Origin of the sequence: Parachitinimonas caeni (assembly GCF_030129945.1) — a bacterium.
In the GTDB taxonomy this organism is placed as follows: Bacteria; Pseudomonadota; Gammaproteobacteria; order Burkholderiales; family Chitinimonadaceae; genus Parachitinimonas; species Parachitinimonas caeni.
The window spans coordinates 1-614 of sequence record NZ_JARRAF010000159.1 but is presented as its reverse complement, the minus strand read 5'-3'; the positions used below and the strand labels follow the sequence as shown (position 1 = coordinate 614).

Here is a 614-nt window from a genome sequence, read left to right as displayed (position 1 = left end):
TCCACGTATTTGCTGACGCCGGCCGTAATCCCGGCCATGGCCACGGCTTTCCAGTCGAATTTGTTGGTCATGCCGATGGCGTTGGCGGTGGCCTGGCCAGCAGCAGCGCCGGCGGCGGCGGAGAGGCCCGTGCCAATGGCCCCTGCTGCGGTGGGGCCGATCATCGGGCCGAAGGTCTGGACGGCCCAAGGGGTCAGTCTGCCCTGGCTCAGGATGGTAACGATGATGATCACGGCAATGACCAGGATCGGCCCCGCCCCGCCACACGGTTCGCGGTTGACGCTCGGTGGCAGGCTGGGGCTGACGTTGCCTTCGGCCTCGCCAGGGTTGTACGGCCGCCAGGTGTCGCTGCGGTGGTGCAGGTTGGTGACCTGGTTCGGCACTTCGAGCACCTGGCCGGGGCTGAGAGGCTCGCTGCCGGAGAGACCATTGGCGTCGGCCAGATAGACCCAGGCGTCGGCGTCGCCCCACAGTTGCTGGGCGATGCTGCGCAGGCTGTCGCCGCTCTGCACGATGTAGCGGCCCGGCACGGCTGCCGGGTAGCTCGGGCTGATCGGTTCGTAGTTCTGGTCGAAGTCGGCGCTATCCACCGGTTTCCACTGGGTGTAGCGCTC

General features: G+C 67.6%; 1 protein-coding gene. It reads right to left on the bottom strand.

The genetic code is table 11. The features are described 5' to 3' along the window. The coding region (locus PZA18_RS24105) for a LysM peptidoglycan-binding domain-containing protein (RefSeq protein ID WP_284103434.1) at positions 1-614 on the bottom strand (614 nt) is incomplete at both ends.